The organism is Arthrobacter sp. NPDC080073 (assembly GCF_040686575.1).
Lineage (GTDB): Bacteria > Actinomycetota > Actinomycetes > Actinomycetales > Micrococcaceae > Arthrobacter.
Map to the genome: position 1 here is coordinate 74734 of NZ_JBFBKR010000002.1, position 18011 is coordinate 92744.

Below are 18011 nucleotides of genomic sequence, written 5' to 3' on the forward strand. Positions count from 1 at the left end.
AACGTAGACCCCAAAACGAGGCCTGGACACCCCTGCACCCTACCGGCGGCTCCTGCGGCCCCATCCCAGCGGTCCCCGCGTGGAGTGTTCAGTGATGGGGAATTAACCGACTTAGGCCCCGGTTCGCCTTTGAAACGGGGCTTATGTCATATTGACGGGGATTACGGAACCACTAGGACGTCCTTCAATGATTGCATCTCGATAACAAACTTTACCGGCGGGAAACTTTGCACCCAAACATCCGTTCCGGGCGCTAGGCTACTGCTCATGTGAGACCAGCCACAAGCCTGCTGAGGGGGTTGTGGCAGTCTGCCGGAGTCAACAGCGCCGGCTTTTTCCACTCAAAAAAATAGGAGGCGGAATGCGTTTCGGACGTACTTCCAAAGCAGTGGGTATTGCGGCAATCGCCGCGATCGCACTGAGCGCCTGTGCCGGCAATTCCGGTGGCAATACCCCTTCCACCGGGTCAGCCAAGACGGGTGGCACGGCCACTGTGGTCGAGGTCAACGCTTTCAACACGTTCAACCCCAACACAGCCGACGGCAATACTGACATCAACTCCAAGGTCAGCTACGCGACGCACTCGGGCTTCTACTACATCGACAACAAGCTGAACGTCGTCCACAACGACAAGTTCGGCAAAATGGAGAAGGTCTCGGACAACCCGCTGACCGTCAAGTACACCATCAACGATGGTGTGAAGTGGTCTGACGGCACCCCGGTCTCCGCCGCTGACCTCCTCCTGCAGTGGGCGGCCTTCTCCGGTTACTACGACGACGCCGATTCCAAGGCCAAGACGGGTACGTCCTATTTCTCGTACGCCGGTGACAACACGGGCCTCAGCCTGACTGACTTCCCGGAGATCAGCAACAACAACAAGACCCTCACGCTCAAGTACTCCAAGCCATTCGCTGACTGGGAGATCGTGCTTGGTGGGCCCGGCATCGACGTTCCTGCCCACGTCATTGCCCAGAAGGCCGGCCTGAAGGACACCCAGGCCTTGATCGACTTCTTCAAGAGCAAGCCGCGCGGAGATTCCAAGGCACCACTTCCCGCCGATCCGAAGCTGAAGGCAATGTCGGACATGTGGAATACCGGCTTCGATACGAAGACGCTTCCCGCCGATCCGACCCTGTTCCTCTCGAACGGTCCTTACATCGTCAAGAGCATGAACCAGGACCAGTCCCTCACCATGGTCCGCAACAAGGACTACAACTGGGGACCGACTCCCAACCTTGACGAAATCACCGTCCGGTACATCGGCTCGGCGCCGGCCCAGGTCCAGGCCCTCAAGAACGGCGAGGCGGACATCATTGCCCCGCAGGCTTCCGCGGACACCCTCGACCAGCTGAAGGCACTGTCCAGCCAGGGTGTTACCGTCGACCAGGGCAACCAGCTGGCCTTCGACCACTTGGACCTGAACTTCTCGGGCCCGCTGGCCGACCAGAACGTACGTACCGCCTTCATGAAGACGGTTCCCCGCAAGGACATCGTCAACAAGATCGTCGGCAAGCTCGATCCGAACGCGAAGCCGCTGGACTCCCAGATCTTCGTTCCCCAGCAGGCTGCCTACGCTGATTCCGTGAAGAACAATGGCTCCTCGGCCTACCAGGACGTGGACATTGATGGTGCCAAGAAGCTTCTGAATGGTGCGACTCCGGAAATCCGCATCATGTACAACAAGGACAACCCGAACCGTGTTGACGCTTTCTCGCTGATCCGCGAATCCGCCACCAAGGCAGGCTTCAAGATCGTCGACGGCGGCTTGGGCGCCTCTGACTGGGGCAAGGCCTTGGGCAAGGGTGGCTATGACGCAACGATCTTCGGGTGGATCAACCCGGGTGTCGGAGTCTCCGGCGTTCCGCAGATCTTCAAGACCGGTGGGGGCAACAACTTCAACCAGTTCAGCAACACCGATGCGGACAAGCTGATGGAGGAGCTCGTGGTCACCACTGACCGCAGCAAGCAGGACGATCTCCAGAAGCAGATCGACAAGAAGATCTGGGACAGCTCTTACGGTGTTCCGCTCTTCCAGTCAGTGAACGTGGACGCCTACAGCGACCGCATCACCGGCGTGAAGCTCATGCCGAACCAGACTGGTGTTTGGTGGAACTTCTGGGAGTGGGCCCAGAAGTAAACCTTGCTCGCTGAGCTAAAATACCTGCCAAGGCGCCGGGACCGACGTACCATGGTCCCGGCGCCTTGGTTGGTGCACCGGCATATTGTCCGCTTCCCCCAACCCCATCCAGGGAACGGGCACGATTCTGCGATGGGCGCCGGCGAACCCGGGCCTGGATTTCGAGGTTCCTCACCATGTTGACCTATATAGTCCGGCGGTTGGTTACCGCCGCATTCATCCTTCTCGGAGCATCGTTCCTGGTGTATCTCCTGACAGCGTCGTCCGGAGATCCCCTGGCGGAATTCCGGGCCAGTAGCGCGCCGAACCGGCAAGCGCTGATGGATGCCCGAATCAATCTGCTTGATCTCAACACTCCGCCGCCACTGCGCTACTTCAAGTGGCTTGGCGGTGCGGCCCAATGTGTTGTGCCGTTTGGAAATGCCTGCAACCTTGGCAGGAACATCGCCGGACAGCCAATTACCGAGGCTCTGGGCTTTGCCTTGGTCCAAACGCTCACGCTCGTCACGGGCGCCACAGTCCTGGCCATCCTGATCGGCATCTCCCTCGGCATCGTCACCGCCCTCCGCCAGTACAGCGCGTTGGACTACGGCGTAACGTTCATGGCGTTCCTGTTCTTCTCGCTGCCGATCTTCTGGGTAGCCGTCCTCCTCAAGGAATTCGGTGCCATCGGCTTCAACGACTTCCTTCGAAATCCGGAAATACCTCCTGCCGTGGCCTTGGGGATCGGTGCCGTCCTCGGCGTCATCGCCGCAGTGGTCGTCGGCGGAGCGGCCAAACGCCGGCTGATCGTCGGTGGCTCGGTCTTAGCGGCTGTCTCCCTTATCCTCATCTACTTCTCCCTGACGCAGTGGTTCCGCAATCCCGGCTTGGGGCCCGTCATCATCGCCATTCTTGGAGTGGGAATTGCCTTCGGAGTCACGGTATTGGTTTCGGGGCTCAAGAACCGCAAGGCCCTGCAATCAAGCCTGATCGTTGTGGGCATCGGCGTGATCGCCTACTTCGCTGTCCAGCCGTTGCTCAATGACGCGACCGGGCTCATGATTTTCCTCCTTGCCATCGCCACCATCCTTGTTGGCGTGGCCGTCGGGTACTTCATGGGCGGTTTCGACCGTGGACAGTCAATGCGTGCTGCCGCTATCACCGCGTTCCTGGTCGGAGCCCTCGTGGTCATGGACCGCTTCATGCAGGCGTGGCCGTCGTACTTCAACAACAGCCGGGTTCGCGGGCGTCCCATTGCCACCATCGGGGCGGGAACCCCGAACATCCAGGGTGACTTCTGGATCATGTCCACCGATACGCTCACCCACCTCGTATTGCCCACGATCGCCCTGATCCTGGTCTCCCTGGCCAGCTATACGCGATTCACGCGCTCGTCGATGCTGGAAATCATGAACATGGACTACATCCGGACAGCACGGGCAAAGGGCTTGAGCGAAAGGTCCGTGATCATGGGCCACGCGTTCCGGAACGCCCTGATTCCCATCGCGACGATCGTCGCGTTCGACATCGGCGCATTGATCGGTGGTGCGGTCATCACGGAATCGGTGTTTTCCGTCCGCGGCATGGGCTTCCTTTTCATTGACGGACTGCAACGCTCCGACGTGAACCCGGTGATGGGCGTCTTCTTGTGCGTCGCCATCACCGCAATGGTCTTCAACCTCGTAGCGGACCTCGCTTACTCCGCTCTCGACCCACGCGTAAGGATCAAAGCATGAGCCAGCCAACCCAAGAGGAAGAAATCCTGGCACAACAGGCGCTCGCCGAAGCAGCAGGCGCCGAGGCCGGCTTCGAAGTTACCGGCGGCCTCAGCCAGGGCCAGATTGTCCGTAAGCGGTTCTTTGGCCACACCGGTGCCTTGATCGGGCTCGCCGTATTCGCTGCGATCTTTCTGCTCGCTTTCACTTCAGTGGGTGCTTTTGGCATCCCGGGGTGGTGGAAGTACAACCATGTGGATGTTTCGCCCCTCGTCAACGATGGTGTCCCGACGTCGTCATTGTGGCCCGTTGCCTGGGGAGAGCACCCGTTCGGCCAGGACCGGATTGGACGCGATCTGTTCGCCATGACCATGCGCGGTGCCCAACAGTCCATCACTGTCATGGTCCTGATCGGCGCCATCGCGGGCGCGGTCGGCGCAATCGTCGGCGGACTTGCCGGCTATTTCCGCGGCTGGGTGGAAGCAGTCCTCATGCGCCTCACCGATGTCATCATCATCATCCCCGTGCTGCTCCTGGCGGCCGTGGTTGGCCAGATTGCCAACCGCAGGGATGAAGGCAGCTGGATTGCGGGCTTCGCCTCCAACAACGGCGTCGTCATTCTTGGCGTTTTCCTTGGCTTCGTCCTCTGGGTGGGCCTCGCCCGCCTGGTCCGCGGTGAGTTCCTGACCCTGCGCGAGCGGGAGTTCGTAGACGCAGCCAGGATCTCCGGAGCGTCCAATGCGAGGATCATCTTCAAGCACATCCTGCCCAACGCCGTCGGTGTGCTGATCGTCAACGTGACGCTGACCATGTCCGCAGCGATCCTGCTGGAGACCGCCCTCAGCTACCTGGGCCTCGGCGTGAAGGCGCCCGATACCTCGCTCGGCCTGTTGGTTGCGCAAAACCAAGAAGCCTTCGCTACAAGGCCGTGGCTGTTCTGGTTCCCGGGCCTGTTCATCATCCTCATCTGCTTGAGCATCAACTTCATCGGCGACGGCCTGCGGGACGCGTTCGATCCGCGGCAGAAAAAGTTCAAAGCCAAGACCGCCGTCGAAACAGCGCGCCACTCCAGCACGACGGCGCCGGTTGCCGATGCCTCGAAAGGCAGCTGAGTGCTACCCGTGCAGGGAAACCTCCTAGAGGAAGACCGCCCAGTAGCTGGCCGCGGCCAGGGCCACGGTGGCCGCTATCCGGAGCCATCCGACGGCGACCGTCACCAAAGCGTCCTCAGCCCGGCCGGGTTCCACGCGTCCGGCTTCAACGAGGTCCTGCCAGCGGGTGCGGACGAGGACTGCTGCGGTGCCCGAATCGGTGTTCTTGAGGTCTCCGGGACGAACCGAGCTGCCGGGGCCGTAGGTGGTGCCCGGGAGTCCCTTGAGGTGCTCGGGGCGGGCGTTGCGCCCGCCCCAGATTCCCGGCGCGGGAGCAGCCCAGGCCGGGTACCTCTTGTGAGGTGTCACGAGGGTGAGGGCGAAGCGGGTATCAACCTGCACCAGGGCGTCCCACGGAACATCGATGGTCCGGTAGGGATTCTCCAGCGCGACGCCGGAATCCCTGACCACCACTACCGGGCGCCAGAAAAGCAACCAGCCAAGGAACGCTATGAAGAGCAGGGGCGTGGTGCCCGGAAGGGCGCGCGGACCGGCTGCCACGAGCGTCACGACAATCCCGAAAACGGCAACCGCCCAGCAGATCCAAGCAAATGTCTTGCTGCTGCGGGCCTTGAAGATTTCGACATTTCCGGCATACGGCGCTCTGCTCATGCCCCTAATAATTCAGGATTCCGGGCTACTTCACTAATCACCCCTTGGAGGGTGGCCCGGGTGGAAGGGAAGACCCAACATGACTGACAACGCCAGCCCCGAACCGGAGGCTACCCACCTCGAGACCGAGTCGGACAAGAGCGCGCGCGGGACCATGGTCCTGGAAGTACGCGATCTCAGCGTCGACTTCGGTGTCGAAAAGAAATGGGTCCCTGCCGCCATCGGACTGAACTACGAGGTCAGGGCCGGCGAGGTCCTCGCGATCGTCGGCGAGTCTGGTTCCGGCAAGAGCGCAAGTTCCATGGCCCTGCTCGGCTTGCTGCCCAGCAACAGCCGCGTTCGGGGGAGTGTCAAGCTCTCGGGCAAAGAGTTGCTGGGTGACAAGTCAGGCAATATCCGGGAAGTCCGGGGCAAGGACGTCGCTGTCATCTTCCAGGAGCCCATGACCGCACTCAACCCCGTGTACACGGTAGGTGCACAGATAGTGGAGACGATCCGGCTGCACAACTCGATCTCCCCTGACGAAGCCCGGCAGCGGGCCGTGCGCATGCTCGAGCTGGTGGAGCTGCCGGACCCGGAGAAGGCCTTCAAGTCCTATCCCCACCAACTCTCCGGCGGCCAGCGGCAGCGAGCCATGATCGCGCAGTCATTGTCCTGTGATCCCAAACTCCTGATCGCTGACGAACCCACCACTGCCTTGGACGTGACTGTCCAGGCCGAAATCCTGGATTTGATGCGCAACCTGCGCAACAAGCTGGACAGCGCCATCGTCCTGATCACCCACGACATGGGCGTGGTGGCCGACCTCGCCGATCGTATTGCGGTGATGCGCAAGGGCGTCATCGTGGAGAGCGGTACCGCGCAACAGATCTTCTCCAATCCGCAGCACGAATACACCCAAGCCTTGCTAGCCGCTGTTCCCCACCTGGGACAGGGGGCGGACAGCTCCGACGTCGACGTCACCGCGGCATTGGCCGCCGCGACCCACGCCGAGCTGGAATCGGTCGATCACGATGAACTGGTCCGACGGGAACTCGAGAACCAGACTGCTTTGAAGGCAGCGGCCGAAGAAGCTGCCAAGCCCAAAGGCGAGGCCGTGCTTGAGCTGATCGACGTGGCTATCGAGTACCCCAAGCAGGGCCGGGTTCCGGCCTTCCGCGCTGTCGAGGGTGCCAACCTCGTGATCTACCCCGGTCAAGTGGTAGGCCTTGTCGGGGAGTCCGGATCGGGCAAAACGACCATTGGACGCGCCGCCGTCGGACTCTTGCCCGTAGCCGCAGGCAGCATGCGTGTGGTGGGGCAGGACATTTCCGGCGCAAAACGGAATGGGAAGCAACTGCACGAAGTGCGGCGGGATATCGGCATGGTGTTCCAGGATCCTTCGTCGTCCCTGAACCCGCGGCTGCCCATCGGCGAAAGCATCGGCGAACCGATGTACCTCGCCGGGGTCGCGAAGGGCGTCGATCTGCAGAAACGGATTGAGACCCTCCTGGACCAGGTGGAACTGCCGCGCGGCTACCGCAACCGGTACCCGCATGAATTGTCAGGCGGCCAGAAGCAGCGCGTCGGCATTGCCCGGGCGCTATCCCTGCAGCCCAAGCTCATGGTCGCGGATGAGCCCACGTCGGCGCTGGACGTTTCCGTACAGGCAAAGGTTCTGGAGCTCTTCCAGAACCTCCAGCGGGAGCTGGGATTCGCGTGCCTGTTCGTCACGCACGACCTCGCCGTGGTGGATGTGCTCGCGGACCGGATCTGCGTGATGCAGCGCGGCCGGATCGTGGAGCAAGGGACCCGGGAGCAGATCCTTCGCAATCCGCAGGAGCCCTACACGCAGAGGCTGCTGGCCGCGGTGCCGCTTCCGGACCCTGAGAAGCAGCGCGAGCGTCGGGAACTGCGCGCCCAGCTCATGGCCGCCGGCATCGAGTAGCAACCCGGGAGCCCGTTCCCGGCGGCGCCTACTCGCTGTCGCAACCGCAAAGGAGTCCCCGTGGCCATTGGCCGCAGGGACTCTTTTTCGTTTTTTGTGAGGCACGGAGTGTGTCCGTTGCAACTCTTGGGTGCCCGAAAAACCCCTGCATTCCGCGGAAAAACAAGGGTCAGGCATGTCGAGTGTAGCAACGGAACACCCATTACGTGAAATGACTGCTTCATTTACTTGAAATGACTGCTTCATTACTAAAACTGTCAAGAGCACACTTCGTTGTTCATGCCAATGGGATTCCATATTTCGGACAAGGTGTGGTTAGGATTACACATCCATGTAGGCCGCGTCACAGGATAATTCTGTGCCTGGCCCCGGGGGCAGCCATGAGTTGCCCCGACCCATCCCCCTGAATCCATAGGAGGCGGAATGCGTTTTTCGCGCACTTCCAAAGCTCTTGGCTTGCTGGCAGTCGCCGCACTTGCCCTCACCGGATGCGGCAGCGCTGGCTCCGGAAGCAGTGGCCAGACCGCTGCCGGCGATCCGAACAAAATCATCACCGCGTACAGCAATGAACCCCAGCACCCCCTGATCCCTTCCAACACCAACGAGGTGTACGGCGGCCGCGTTGTCGACCTCCTGTTCGAAGGCCTGACCAGCTACGACGCCAATGGCAAGTCCGTGAACGCACTCGCGGAATCCATTGACACGAGCGATGGCCAGAACTACACCATCAAGGTCAAGAAGGGCGCCAAATTCACCAATGGCGAGGCCGTCACCGCCAAGAGCTTCGTCGATGCTTGGAACTTCGCCGCCCTGAGCACCAACGCCCAGGCCAGCAGCAGCTTCTTCGAATTCATCGAAGGCTACGACGCAGTCAGCGCCGTCACGAAGACCAAGGGCGCGGACGGCAAGTCAACGTCGACTCCCGCACCGACCGCCCAGACGATGTCCGGCCTGGTGCTGAAGGACGATTCGACCATCACGGTCAAGCTGGCCCAGCCGGAAGCCGACTGGCCGCAGCGCCTCGGCTACTCCGCCTTCATGCCGCTCCCGGCCGACGCCCTCAAGGACCCGAAGGCCTTCGGCGAAAACCCGATCGGCAACGGCCCGTACAAGATGGCCGCCAAGGGTGCCTGGCAGCACGACAGCCAGATCGCCCTCGTCAAGAACCCGGACTACCAGGGCACCCGCATGGCCAAGAACGGCGGCGTGACGTTCAAGTTCTACACCGACCCGGCTCCGGCTTACACGGACGTCCAGGCCAACAACCTCGACGTTACCGACGTCCTGCCGACGAACGCCCTGAAGACCTACACCACGGACTTCCCGGACCACAGCCTGAACAAGGCATACGCCGGCAACGCAACCTTGAACATCCCGAACTACCTCCCTGAGTTCCAGGGACCTGCCGGCCAGCTGCGTCGCCAGGCCATCTCGATGGCGATCAACCGCGATGAGATCACCAAGGTCGTCTTCAACGGCACCCGTATTCCGGCAAAGGACTTCACGTCTCCGTCCGTCGACGGCTACAACGCCAACGTGACCGGCTCCGACGTTCTGAAGTTCGACGCCGCGAAGGCCAAGGACCTCTGGGCAAAGGCAAACGCCATGAGCCCGTGGCCCGCGGACAAGGTCCTTCAGCTCGCGTACAACACCGATGGTGGCAACAAGGAATGGATTGACGCCGTTGCCAACAACCTGAAGAACAACCTCGGCATCAAGGCAGAAGGCCAGCCGTTTGCCAAGTTCGCCGAGATCCTGAACCTCCGCACGGCCAAGACCCTCCCGGGCTTCACCCGCGCCGGTTGGCAGGCAGACTACCCGTCGCTGTTCAACTTCCTCGGCCCGCTGCTGAAGACCGGCGCCAGCGCCAACTACGAGGGTTACAGCAACCCCGAGTTCGACAAGCTGCTGACCGAGGGCCTGGCATCCAAGTCCACGGACGACGCCAACAAGAAGTTCACCCAGGCACAGGAAATCCTCTTCAAGGACCTCCCGAACCTGCCCCTGTGGTACCAGGCACGCCAGGCTGTATGGAGCCAGAACGTCAGCAACGTCGACTCCGGCTGGAACGGCGTCCTGCTGTACTACAACATCACTGCAAAGTAGTCCTACTGGACTTGTTCCAAGCTCGTTAGCGTATGGGGGTCCGGCCACAAACCGGGCCCCCATGCCTTGATTCGGCACGAAAGCTGTCCCTAATGAATCCCCACATTTTCAAGAGCGCCCAGGAACCGTTGCTGTGACCCAGTACATCCTCCGGCGTTTGCTGCAGGTCATTCCCGTATTCCTGGGAACCACCCTGCTCGTGTACTTCATGGTCTTTGCCCTCCCGGGTGACCCTATCCGCGCCCTGTTCGGCGACCGGCCGCCCAGCGAGTCCGTCATTGCCGCGCTGCGCCAGCAATACAACCTCGACCAGCCGTTCTGGGTCCAGTACGGCCTGTTCCTCAAGAACCTCTTCACGTTCAACCTCGGGGTGGACTTCACCGGCCAGCCAATCGCCGCCACCCTTGGCCGCGTCTTCCCGGTCACCGCCATGCTCGCCGTCGAAGCCCTTGCCATCCAGGCTGTCTTCGGTGTGGCCTTCGGCCTGATTGCCGGCCTGCGCAAGGGCAAGATCTTCGACTCCACCGTGCTGGTGGCCTCCCTCGTGGTCATCGCCGTCCCGACGTTCGTCCTGGGCTTCGTGCTTCAGCTCGTCGTCGGCGTGCAGCTCGGCTGGGCCAAGCCGACCGTTGGATCCAACGCGGATTGGGGGACCCTGATCCTTCCGGCCACCGTCCTTGGCCTCGTGTCCTTTGCCTACGTGTTGCGCCTCACCCGGGCCTCGGTCATTGAAAACATGAACGCCGACTACGTCCGCACCGCAACCGCGAAAGGCCTCTCCCGCCCCCGCGTGGTGCTGGCCCACATCCTGCGGAACTCCATGATTCCCGTGGTCACATACCTGGGCGCGAACCTGGGTGGCTTGATGGGCGGCGCGATCGTGACCGAAGGCATTTTCAACGTGCCCGGCGTCGGCCAGAAGCTCTACCAGGCCGTGATCCGCAGCGAAGGCCCCACCGTCGTCGCCATTGTGAGCGTGCTGGTACTGGTCTTCGTTGCCGCCAACCTGTTGGTGGACCTCCTTTACGCCTGGCTTGACCCGAGGATTCGCTATGAAAAGTAACCGTCAGATCGAGCACTACGTTGCCCCTATCGACGAGACGCCGCTGCTGGCGACCGATACCCTCAAGGTCGACGCAGCACCCCTGAGCCTGTGGGCGGATGCCTGGCGGAAGCTCCGCCGTCGGCCGCTCTTCATCATCTCTGCGCTCATGATTCTGCTGCTCCTGGTCGTCGCGTTCTTCCCGGGCCTGTTCACCCAGACGGCCCCGAACGACAACTGCCAGCTGGGCGACTCCCTCGCGGGTCCCTCGGCCGGCCACCCCCTGGGATTCACCTTCCAGGGCTGCGACATCTATTCCCGCGTCATCCACGGCACGCAGGCATCCCTGACCGTCGGCGTCGTCTCCGTCATCTTCGTCCTCATCATCGGAGTTACGCTCGGCGCGCTGGCAGGCTTCTTCGGCGGCTGGGTTGACACCATCATTGCCCGCATCGGAGACATCTTCTTTGCGTTGCCTTTGGTCCTCGGTGCGCTGGTCGTTACCCAGCTCCCCTTCTTCCGCGAGAACAAGAGCGTCTTCACGGTGGTCATGGTCATCGTGATGCTCGGCTGGCCCCAAATGGCCCGTATCACCCGCGGTGCCGTGATCGAGGTCCGCAACGCGGATTTCGTGACTGCCGCACGCTCGCTCGGTGTCTCCAGGATCGGCACGCTGGTCCGGCACGTCGTTCCGAACGCGCTCGCGCCGATCATCGTCCTGGCCACCATGGAGCTTGGCGTCTTCATCGTGACGGAGGCAACGCTGTCCTTCCTCGGCATCGGGCTGCCCGGCAGCATCATGTCCTGGGGCAACGACATTTCCGCGGCGAAGGACACGTTGCGCACCAACCCCGAGGTGCTGATGTTCCCCGCAACCGCACTGTCCATCACGGTCCTGAGCTTCATCATGCTTGGCGATGCGCTGCGTGACGCCCTTGATCCCAAGAGCCGCAAGCGATGAAGGAGGCAATCATGACAACGTCCAACATCACCATCGACGAAGCCGGAACCGACGAGCGTCCGCTCCTGGAGATCCGGGACCTCGCCATCTCCTTCCAGACGGCGGGCGGCGAATTCCAGGCCGTCAAGAACGCGCACCTGACCATCATGCCCGGCGAGACTGTCGCCATCGTGGGGGAGTCCGGTTCGGGAAAGTCGACGACGGCGCTTGCCGCTATCGGCCTCCTGCCGGAGAACGGCCGGGTTTCCGGCGGGCAGATCCTCCTGGATGGGGAGGACATCTCGCACGCTTCGGAGAAGCGGATGATCGAGCTGCGCGGCAACACGATCGGCATGGTTCCGCAGGATCCGATGTCCAATCTCAACCCGGTCTGGAAGATCGGCTACCAGGTCCGCGAGACACTGCGCGCCAACGGCAAGCCCAGCGGTCCTGCCGACGTCGCCCGCGTCCTGGGGGAGGCCGGCTTGCCGGACTCCGCGCGCCGGGCGAAGCAGTACCCGCACGAATTCTCCGGCGGCATGCGCCAGCGGGCCCTGATCGCCATCGGCCTGTCCTGCCAGCCGAGGCTCCTGATCGCGGATGAGCCGACGTCGGCCCTGGACGTCACGGTACAGCGCCAGATCCTGGACCACCTCGAAACCATGACGGCCGAGCTCGGTACGGCGGTCTTGCTCATCACCCACGATCTTGGCCTGGCTGCCGAGCGTGCGGACAAAGTGGTGGTCATGTACCGCGGCAACGTAGTGGAGGCCGGCTCTTCGCTCGAATTGCTCCGTAACCCGCAGCACCCCTACACCCAGCGCTTGGTGGCTTCGGCGCCGTCGCTGGCTTCCCGGAGGATCCAGGCCGCCAAGGCCGAAGGAATCCAGACGGAAGAACTCCTGGCGCCCACCGAAGCTGTGGTCGAAAAGGCGTTGTCAGAGGACGTCCTGAAGGTCGAAAGCCTCAGCAAGGTCTTCAAGCTGCGCTCCGGAGTAGGCAAGGCAACCGACTTCAAAGCGGTGGACAACGTCTCGTTCAACGTCAAACGCGGGACGACGACGGCGATCGTGGGGGAGTCGGGTTCCGGCAAGTCCACGGTGGCCCAGATGGTCCTCAACCTGCTCGCGCCGACGTCGGGGCGGATCGTATTCGACGGCGTGGACACCTCCACCCTGAACAGCCGGGAGATCTTCAAGTTCCGGCGCCGCGTCCAGCCGATTTTCCAGGACCCGTACGGTTCCCTCGACCCGATGTACAACATCTTCAGGACCATCGAGGAACCGCTCCGGACCCACAAGATCGGTGACAAGGCCAGCCGCGAGAAGAAGGTCCGGGAGCTCCTGGACCAGGTGGCGCTGCCGCAGTCCACCATGCAGCGGTACCCGAACGAGCTCTCAGGCGGGCAAAGGCAGCGCGTCGCGATCGCGCGTGCCTTGGCGCTCGACCCCGAAGTGATCATCTGTGACGAGGCGGTCTCCGCCCTCGACGTTTTGGTGCAGGCCCAGGTACTGAACCTCCTGGCCGAGCTGCAGTCCAATCTCGGACTGACGTACCTCTTCATCACGCACGACCTCGCGGTCGTGCGGCAGATCGCCGACCATGTCTGCGTGATGCAGAAGGGCAAGCTTGTGGAGACGGGCAGCACTGACGACGTCTTCGATTCGCCGCAGCAGGACTACACCAAGGCGCTGCTTCACGCGATCCCGGGTGCCAGCCTGATGCTGCCGCCCGTGGTGGCCTGACGGGCCTGCCGCCCGTCGGCTGAGTGCCGCCGAGGCGGGAAGAAGAGCCGGTACCACTTCCGTGGGGGGAGAAGTGGTCCCGGCTCTTTTGCTTTTTCCGGCTTGTCCCGGAACCCGCCGCCGATTGTGATGAAGGGCACAATTCAGCAGCCTTCGGGGTGATTTTTAGGCCAATAAATACCACAGCGCTTAGACTCTATGAAGGTGCCCTGTGTCAAAGGGTCTAATCCGTCGTGCGTTCCGGTTGGAAATGTCGCGATACAACAGCTGACTTCACCACTGAATCGAGCCATTACGCATGTCTGAAACCACCACCAACACCGCCGCGGCCACTGCATCGCGCAGTGATCTGCGCAACGTCGCGATTGTGGCCCACGTTGACCACGGCAAGACCACCCTGGTCGACGCCATGCTCAAGCAGACCAACTCCTTCGCCGAGCACAACCACCTGGAAGACCGCGTCATGGACTCCGGTGACCTGGAGCGCGAAAAGGGCATCACCATCCTCGCCAAGAACACCACGGTTGCCTACAACGGCCCGTCGTCCAATGGCGAGACCATCACCATCAACGTGATCGACACCCCCGGCCACGCCGACTTCGGTGGCGAGGTGGAGCGCGGCCTGTCCATGGTTGACGGCGTGGTCCTCCTGGTCGACGCTTCCGAAGGTCCGCTGCCACAGACCCGCTTCGTGCTCCGCAAGGCCCTTGCGGCGCACCTGCCTGTCATCCTGCTGGTCAACAAGACCGACCGCCCCGACGCCCGTATCGAAGAGGTTGTCCACGAGTCCATGGACCTGCTCCTTGGCCTGGCCTCCGACCTCGCGGACGAAGTTCCGGACCTGGACCTGGACAAGATCCTGGAAGTACCCGTGGTCTACGCCGCAGCTAAGGTCGGCCGCGCCTCCCTCGACCAGCCGGCTGATGGCTCGGCACCGGAAAACGAAGACCTCGAACCTCTCTTCAAGACGATCATCGAGCACATCCCAGCGCCGACCTACAACCCGGACGGTGTCCTGCAGGCGCACGTCACCAACCTGGATGCTTCCCCGTTCCTCGGCCGCCTCGCACTCCTGCGTATCTACAACGGCACCCTCCGCAAGGGCCAGACCGTCGCTTGGGCGCGCGCCAACGGCGAGCTGAAGAACGTCAAGATCACCGAGCTCCTGGCCACCAAGGCCCTCGACCGCGTTCCGACCGACTCGGCCGGCCCCGGCGAGATCGTGGCTGTTGCCGGTATCGAGGAAATCACCATCGGAGAGACCCTGACCGACGCCGAGAACCCGCAGCCGCTGCCGCTCATCACGGTGGATGACCCCGCGATCTCCATGACCATCGGTATCAACACCTCCCCGCTGGCCGGCAAGGTCAAGGGCGCCAAGGTTACCGCCCGCCAGGTGAAGGACCGCCTGGACAAGGAACTGATCGGTAACGTCTCCATCAAGGTTCTGCCCACCGAGCGTCCGGATGCCTGGGAAGTCCAGGGCCGTGGCGAGCTCGCGCTGGCCATCCTCGTGGAGCAGATGCGACGTGAAGGCTTCGAACTGACTGTCGGCAAGCCGCAGGTTGTCACCCGGACCATAGACGGCAAGATCCACGAGCCGATGGAACACATGACCATCGACGTTCCCGAAGAGTACCTCGGTGCGGTCACGCAGCTCATGGCCGCCCGCAAGGGCCGCATGACCAACATGGCCAACCACGGTACGGGCTGGTGCCGCATGGAATTCATCGTTCCGGCACGTGGCCTCATCGGCTTCCGCACCAAGTTCCTCACGGACACCCGTGGCGCCGGCATCGCTTCCTCGATCTCCGAGGGCTACGAGCCGTGGGCCGGCCCCATCGAGTACCGCACCAACGGTTCGATGGTTGCCGACCGCGCCGGCGTCGTCACCCCCTTCGCCATGATCAACTTGCAGGAACGCGGCTCCTTCTTCGTGAAGCCCACGTCCGAGGTCTACGAAGGGATGATCGTCGGCGAGAACTCCCGCGCCGACGACATGGATGTCAACATCACGAAGGAAAAGAAGCTCACCAACATGCGTGCAGCTTCCTCCGACACCTTCGAGAACCTGACGCCGCCGCGCGACCTCACCCTCGAAGAGTCCCTCGAATTCGCCCGCGAAGACGAGTGCGTTGAGGTGACCCCGGAGTCCATCCGCATCCGCAAGGTGATCCTGGACGCCAACGAGCGTGCCAAGGCCACCCGCGCCCGCGCCAAGGTCTGATCCTGCGCTGACTGCGTACTGAACGGACTGACGCATTGAATAAGGGAGCCACCGGAACGGCACGCGGCATTGCCGCGGCTGTTCCGGTGGCTCTTTTTGCTGCCCTTGCAGGCACCGCACTGCACCGGCAGACGTTCCTCCTGCCCGGCGTCGACGTCTATTGGGGCACCGCAGCGGCATTGCTCCTGCTCGCATCGCTCCAACTCCTGCTGGGTGCGTGGTCGCGGTCTTTGCTCCCGACGGCGGTAGTGGGCATTGTCTGTTATGCCACCATAGGCCTGCTATCGATGGGTGGAACGGGCAAGCAGCTGATCGTCGCGGATGTGCCCGGAAATGTGTGGGTCTACGGGAGTGCGGGCATCACTTTTGTGATGCTCTTGTGGTGCCGGCGCTACACGCGTCCATCCCGCGGTTAGCTTAGTCGGCGCTCGGGTCCCGGTGGTGGGCGATCAGGAGCGAGGTGGCCTCGCCGTCGTCGTCTGCCGGAAGGCGCATGTATTCCTCGACGACCGCCCGCAGCTTGCCCATCATTTCCTGCTGCCGTGCGGCGTTGAACTTCACGCCAAGCCGCCAGACGTCGATATCCTCTGGTGCGAGCCCGCGGGTTTCCTGGACGAATGTTTCGATCAGGACCGGGGAAATGTCGTTCACGGGAGTGCTCCACGAGGTGCGCGTTGCGATGTACGGCACCTCCTTGGCACCCCTCTTTCCCTTCCGGCCTTCCTGCGGCTCGAGAAAACCGGTGCGCACCAGGGTCCGGACATGGTGCAGGCTCGACGCCGGATTGATGTCCAACAGCCCGGCAATCTCTTTGTTGGTGCGCGCGTGGTGCAGGCAGAGCCGGAGAATCCTCAGGCGCAGGGGCGAGCTCAAGGCGCGGCCCTTGGCCACCAGGTCGCTGTCCTCCCGCTCGTGTTCCGTCATGGTGGCCAGTGTAGCCACCCCAGAGTGATTGACATATACCAATCACTGCAGGAAACTGGGCGGGTGAATGCCGGGACCACTGACAATCCTCTGCAAGCGGACACAGCTCCGCGCGCTTCTTCGCTGTGGCGGGACCGGAACTTCGTGACCTTCTGGTCGGGCCAGGCCGTCAGCCAGCTCGGGGCGCAACTGGGGCAACTGGCGTTTCCCGTCCTCGCAGTGACTTTGCTCGGCGCCAGCGAGTTCGAGGTCGGGGCACTCAATGCCGCCGGCCTTGCGGCCTTCCTGCTGATCGGTTTGCCCGCGGGAGCCTGGGTGGACCGCTGGCTCAAGCGTCGCACCATGATTGTGGCGGACCTGGTCCGGACCGCGGCGATGGCGACTGTGCCAATCCTCTGGTGGGCCGGCGTCCTGCAGATCTGGCACCTCTACGCAGTGGCCGCCGTCGTCGGGGCCGCAACGGTCTTCTTCGACGTTTCCTACCAGAGCTATGTTCCTGTTCTCGTGGATGCGGCCAAAGTGCCGGAGGCCAACTCGAAGCTGGAAGCCACCTCCCAGATCGCGCGGATCGGGGGTCCTGCCGCAGGCGGTGGGTTGCTGACTATTGTGTCCGCGCCGGTGCTGTTCGCCGGGGAGTCGATCGGATATCTGCTGTCGGCCATTTTCCTGCTCAGGACGCGCGATGCGGAACGGCCTGCACCCGCGAATGATCGGCAGCCACTGGCAAGCGAAATCAAGGAAGGCCTGGTCTTTGTGGGCAGGCACCCGTTGATCAGCAGGATTGTGGCCTGCACGGGCGGGGTCAACTTCTTCACCACGATCGCGTTCACCTTGATGCCGGTTCTGGTCCTTCGTGAGCTGGAACTCGGTCCGGAGGGCATGGGCCTCATCATGGCGGTCGGGGCGGTCGGCGGACTGATCGGAGCGGTTGCCGCGCCCCGGCTCGCGGCCTGGATCGGCGAGGGGACCGTCATTCCCGTGGCGTCGATGATCAGTTCGGTTTTCCTGCTCCTGGTTCCGCTGTGCGTGCTTGCCCCGGAGCGATGGGTGTCCCTGGTGATGCTCATCGTCTCCGAGTTCGGGTTCGCTTTCGGAGTCCTGGTGTACAACATCATGCAGTTGAGCATGAGGCAGCGGGTGTGTCCTCCCCGGCTCCTTGGGCGCATGAATGCCTCCATTCGCTTCGTAGTGTGGGGAGTCATGCCGATCGCAGCCCTTGCCTCAGGCCTCCTGGCGGAGAACCTTGGCCTCGTCCCGACACTCTGGATCGGCTTGGGCGGAAGCGTTGTTTTTGTTGCGCCTGTGCTGTTCTCCCCGCTGTGGGGGATGCGCAGGCTGCCGGACGAGGTGCACGGCGCCTGACCCTCCTCCGGACATGCCCCTCCTTGGCCCGCAGCACTGGACATAATGGCAACATGCGCATTCCATGGTCCCAATACGGCGCATGCTCTGCGGTGATGAAGGCGCATGTCCAATGCTTGACCGCGGGAGCGGGCAAGATGT

Annotated in this window: 13 protein-coding genes; 11 read left to right on the forward strand and 2 right to left on the reverse strand. The window is 62.7% G+C overall.

What is annotated here, in order from left to right; translation table 11 throughout:
* The first annotated feature begins 361 nt into the window (after window positions 1–361).
* From AB0O52_RS02560 to AB0O52_RS02570, 3 genes are all read left to right on the forward strand, one after another.
* A complete protein-coding gene (locus AB0O52_RS02560) occupies window positions 362–2137 on the forward strand; it encodes an ABC transporter family substrate-binding protein (RefSeq protein ID WP_364532925.1) in 1776 nt (591 codons plus the stop codon).
* 176 nt (window positions 2138–2313) lie between these two features.
* Window positions 2314–3855, forward strand: coding sequence for an ABC transporter permease (locus AB0O52_RS02565; RefSeq protein WP_364532928.1), 1542 nt, complete (start codon window positions 2314–2316; stop codon window positions 3853–3855).
* Entirely contained in the window at window positions 3852–4946 is a 1095-nt protein-coding gene (locus tag AB0O52_RS02570) for an ABC transporter permease (RefSeq protein WP_364532931.1), read from the forward strand. Before AB0O52_RS02565 ends, AB0O52_RS02570 begins: the two co-directional genes overlap by 4 nt.
* A 24-nt stretch (window positions 4947–4970) precedes the next feature.
* Here the strand turns inward: AB0O52_RS02570 and AB0O52_RS02575 are convergent, their stop codons facing one another.
* Window positions 4971–5597 (reverse strand): PH domain-containing protein, encoded by a 627-nt coding sequence (locus tag AB0O52_RS02575; RefSeq protein WP_364532934.1) that lies wholly within the window; start codon window positions 5595–5597, stop codon window positions 4971–4973.
* Between the two features lie 79 nt (window positions 5598–5676).
* Between AB0O52_RS02575 and AB0O52_RS02580 the strand changes: the two genes are divergently transcribed.
* From AB0O52_RS02580 to AB0O52_RS02610, 7 genes are all read left to right on the forward strand, one after another.
* Window positions 5677–7524, forward strand: coding sequence for an ABC transporter ATP-binding protein (locus tag AB0O52_RS02580; protein WP_364532937.1), 1848 nt, complete (start codon window positions 5677–5679; stop codon window positions 7522–7524).
* Between the two features lie 423 nt (window positions 7525–7947).
* On the forward strand, window positions 7948–9630 hold the full coding sequence (locus AB0O52_RS02585; protein ID WP_364532940.1) for an ABC transporter substrate-binding protein: 1683 nt from the start codon (window positions 7948–7950) through the stop codon (window positions 9628–9630).
* A 133-nt stretch (window positions 9631–9763) separates the two neighbouring features.
* The gene (locus tag AB0O52_RS02590) at window positions 9764–10693 is read left to right on the forward strand and encodes an ABC transporter permease (protein WP_059387472.1); all 930 of its coding nucleotides are present in this window, start codon (window positions 9764–9766) and stop codon (window positions 10691–10693) included.
* Window positions 10683–11633 (forward strand): ABC transporter permease, encoded by a 951-nt coding sequence (locus AB0O52_RS02595; RefSeq protein WP_364532943.1) that lies wholly within the window; start codon window positions 10683–10685, stop codon window positions 11631–11633. Before AB0O52_RS02590 ends, AB0O52_RS02595 begins: the two co-directional genes overlap by 11 nt.
* Before the next feature lie 11 nt (window positions 11634–11644).
* The gene (locus AB0O52_RS02600; RefSeq protein WP_364532946.1) at window positions 11645–13357 is read left to right on the forward strand and encodes an ABC transporter ATP-binding protein; all 1713 of its coding nucleotides are present in this window, start codon (window positions 11645–11647) and stop codon (window positions 13355–13357) included.
* Window positions 13358–13655: 298 nt separating this feature from the next.
* A complete protein-coding gene (gene typA, locus AB0O52_RS02605) occupies window positions 13656–15584 on the forward strand; it encodes a translational GTPase TypA (RefSeq protein ID WP_364532949.1) in 1929 nt (642 codons plus the stop codon).
* Between the two features lie 35 nt (window positions 15585–15619).
* Window positions 15620–16000: a hypothetical protein gene (locus AB0O52_RS02610; RefSeq protein WP_364532952.1), complete on the forward strand. Its 381-nt coding sequence runs from the start codon at window positions 15620–15622 to the stop codon at window positions 15998–16000.
* 1 nt (window position 16001) lies between these two features.
* Here AB0O52_RS02610 and AB0O52_RS02615 read toward each other — a convergent pair whose 3' ends face one another.
* Complete coding sequence (locus tag AB0O52_RS02615) at window positions 16002–16508, reverse strand: helix-turn-helix domain-containing protein (protein WP_364532955.1); 507 nt, start codon at window positions 16506–16508, stop codon at window positions 16002–16004.
* Window positions 16509–16532: 24 nt separating this feature from the next.
* Between AB0O52_RS02615 and AB0O52_RS02620 the strand changes: the two genes are divergently transcribed.
* The gene (locus AB0O52_RS02620; RefSeq protein WP_364532957.1) at window positions 16533–17870 is read left to right on the forward strand and encodes an MFS transporter; all 1338 of its coding nucleotides are present in this window, start codon (window positions 16533–16535) and stop codon (window positions 17868–17870) included.
* Window positions 17871–18011 lie beyond the last annotated feature (141 nt).

Bases quoted from the DNA above. Each gene is read 5' to 3' on its own strand.
- AB0O52_RS02580 (WP_364532937.1), top strand. From the start codon at position 5,677: ATGACTGACAACGCCAGCCCCGAACCGGAGGCTACCCACCTCGAGACC.
- AB0O52_RS02585 (WP_364532940.1), top strand. From the start codon at position 7,948: ATGCGTTTTTCGCGCACTTCCAAAGCTCTTGGCTTGCTGGCAGTCGCC.
- typA (WP_364532949.1), top strand. From the start codon at position 13,656: ATGTCTGAAACCACCACCAACACCGCCGCGGCCACTGCATCGCGCAGT.
- AB0O52_RS02615 (WP_364532955.1), bottom strand. From the start codon at position 16,508: ATGACGGAACACGAGCGGGAGGACAGCGACCTGGTGGCCAAGGGCCGC.
- AB0O52_RS02595 (WP_364532943.1), top strand. From the start codon at position 10,683: ATGAAAAGTAACCGTCAGATCGAGCACTACGTTGCCCCTATCGACGAG.
- AB0O52_RS02560 (WP_364532925.1), top strand. From the start codon at position 362: ATGCGTTTCGGACGTACTTCCAAAGCAGTGGGTATTGCGGCAATCGCC.
- AB0O52_RS02575 (WP_364532934.1), bottom strand. From the start codon at position 5,597: ATGAGCAGAGCGCCGTATGCCGGAAATGTCGAAATCTTCAAGGCCCGC.
- AB0O52_RS02565 (WP_364532928.1), top strand. From the start codon at position 2,314: ATGTTGACCTATATAGTCCGGCGGTTGGTTACCGCCGCATTCATCCTT.
- AB0O52_RS02570 (WP_364532931.1), top strand. From the start codon at position 3,852: ATGAGCCAGCCAACCCAAGAGGAAGAAATCCTGGCACAACAGGCGCTC.
- AB0O52_RS02600 (WP_364532946.1), top strand. From the start codon at position 11,645: ATGACAACGTCCAACATCACCATCGACGAAGCCGGAACCGACGAGCGT.